Source organism: Methylorubrum zatmanii (assembly GCF_014845115.1).
Classification (GTDB): domain Bacteria; phylum Pseudomonadota; class Alphaproteobacteria; order Rhizobiales; family Beijerinckiaceae; genus Methylobacterium; species Methylobacterium zatmanii.
The window spans coordinates 1-2373 of record NZ_NKUI01000095.1 but is presented as its reverse complement, the minus strand read 5'-3'; the positions used below and the strand labels follow the sequence as shown (position 1 = coordinate 2373).

Here is a 2373-nt window from a genome sequence, read left to right as displayed (position 1 = left end):
GCAACTTCCCGGACGGGACCGAGGTCACCGCGAGCCCAGATCCCCGCGCCGCCTGACCGCCTCCGTCACCTAAAATCCTGCATAGCTCCTCCGCTAGGCGGGCGAGGCGCTGTTCGCGGTCGGGCAGCGCCTGCTGGAACGGCGCCAGTTCCGCCTCGTAGGCACCGGCCATCAGCAGCACCCGGGCGCAGGTGGGCGGCCCCTTCTCGAAACCGTCGATGCTGCTCAGCAGGGCCGCGTCTTCCCAGAAGATGCTCGGGCTGGCCGCGATCCAGTGAGAGAAGGCCTCCGGCGCGTGGGCGAGGGCGTAGAGGACGAACAAACCGCCGAAGGAATGCCCGAACAGGGCCTGCCGCGACCGGTCGATCGGGCAGCGCCGCGCGATGGCGGGCCGAAGCTCCCGCGTCAGGAAGTCGAGAAAGGCCGCAGCCCCGCCGGTCCGCAGCGGCGGCCCGCCCGGCTTGTAGGGCGGGTAGGTTCGCCCCGGTGGCGGGGTGTAGTCCCACGAGCGCCCAACGCTGTCATAGGCCTCCTCCGTCGGGTATCCCACCGCGACGATGGCGAAGCGTGAGCCGATGCCGCTGCCAGCCGGATAGGTGGCCTGCACACGCTCGATATCGATCGCCGTCCCGACCAGCGCGTTACCGTCGAGCAGGGTGAGGGCGGGCCACCCGGCGGCCGGCGCCTCGCCGGGCGGCACGTAGAGCGTAATGCGCCGGATCGGCCGGCCTTCACCGCCGCCGAGATCGAACCGAACCGTGCCGGGGAGCGTCGCAGGTTCGTCCGCGCCGGCCCGGACCGGCCCGCCGGGCAGGAGGCTTATCCCGGCGAGATGGCCCAGAACGAGGCGGCGGGAGAGGAGCCTCATCGAACGGCGGGCTCAGCCGGACGGGACATGACCAGGGCATCTTCGCGTCGCTGAAGCATGGGTGGAGCTTTCGTCATGATCCGGGCGTGGCTGGCCCGCCTACGCGGACTGGAGACAATTGCAAATTCGAGCCATTATTTCCTCAGATCACAGAGCATTTTCGATAGAAACAACCAGAAACTGTTCGAAATTGCCAATTTATATCGATTCAAAACTAACCGACATTTCAACGAATTGGCTTGTATTCCACAAAAATAGCCTGCAAATCCGCGCAAGGCCAAGTTTATAAACCCCCGACCGCCCCATGCTCCTGCCCCGCCGTCGGCTCGCCGGCCTCCTCCTTGCCTCCACGGCCCTGTGCCCGCTCCCGTCCTCGCCGGCTTGGGCGCAGCAGGCGAGCGTCGAGTTGAGCGAGCTGTCGGTCGAAGGCACCCGGAGCGGGGTCGGACTTTCCGGCGCGGGCGGGAACATGGCGATCTCCCAGGACAGTGCGGCCACGAGCGGCGGCGGCGGCGGGCCGAGCGGCGTCACCGGCTACACCGCTCGGGTCAGCCCCACCGCGACCAAGACCAACACGCCGCTGCTCGAAACGCCGCAATCGGTCACGGTCCTCACCCGCGAGCAGCTCAACGACCGCAACGTCCAGACCCTCAACGAGGCCATCGGCTACGTGGCCGGCGTGTCCTCGAACGTCTTCGGCTTCGATCCACGCTTCGATTCGTTCTACGTCCGCGGCTTCAGCCTGACCTATGACGGCATCTACCGGGACGGCCTGCGCCAGATCGCATCGGGCCTGACGGTGCCGCGCATCGAGCCCTACGGCATCGAGGCGGCCACGATCCTGCGCGGACCGGCCTCCGGGCTCTACGGCCTCGGCTCGCCCGGCGGCATCCTCGACGTCACCACGAAGCGGCCGGTCTTCACGCCCTTCGGCGAAGTGCAATTGCAGGTCGGAAACTTCGACCGCTACCAGGGCAATGTCGACATCGGCGGCCCGGTCGAGGGCACGGACGGCACGCTCGCCTACCGCGTCACCGGGATCAAGCGGCAATCCGACACCTTCCTGCCGGGCGGCGCCGACGACCGGAGCTACATCGCCCCGGCCTTCACCTGGAAACCGTCCGCCGACACCACCTTCACTGTCCTCAGCGAGTATCAGGAAACCAAGCTTCCGGGCAGCACGACGTTCTTCAACCAGAACTTCCGTCCGACCCGGCTCTACTCAAGCGACCCCGCCTTCAACGACTTCAAGCAGCAGCAGGGCCGGGTCGGCTACGCATTCGAGCACCGCTTCGACACGGATCTCGTCTTCCGACAGAACTTCCGCTTCTACGATCTCAGCACCGATTACCGCTACACCTCGATCTCCACCATCAGCCCCGACGGCCTGAGAGGCTGTTATGGACCTATCGGCCGGGTGGCTCAGATGATGGGCCATGAGCCTGATCCGAAAAGCCTACCCGTCCGATGTGTCCGATGACGAATGGGCGTTGGTCGCCCCGAGT

1 protein-coding gene and 1 pseudogene are annotated in these 2373 nt (G+C 66.7%); one reads left to right on the top strand and one right to left on the bottom strand.

Annotated elements, in window-relative coordinates; genetic code table 11:
* The coding region (locus MZTS_RS12765) for an alpha/beta hydrolase (protein ID WP_192284133.1) at positions 1–868 on the bottom strand (868 nt) is incomplete at its 3' end.
* Between the two features lie 304 nt (positions 869–1172).
* On the opposite strand from MZTS_RS12765, the pseudogene MZTS_RS12760 reads away from it, so the two are divergent.
* Positions 1173–2252, top strand: a pseudogene (locus MZTS_RS12760) (TonB-dependent receptor plug domain-containing protein); the annotation flags it as partial.
* Positions 2253–2373: the final 121 nt, after the last annotated feature.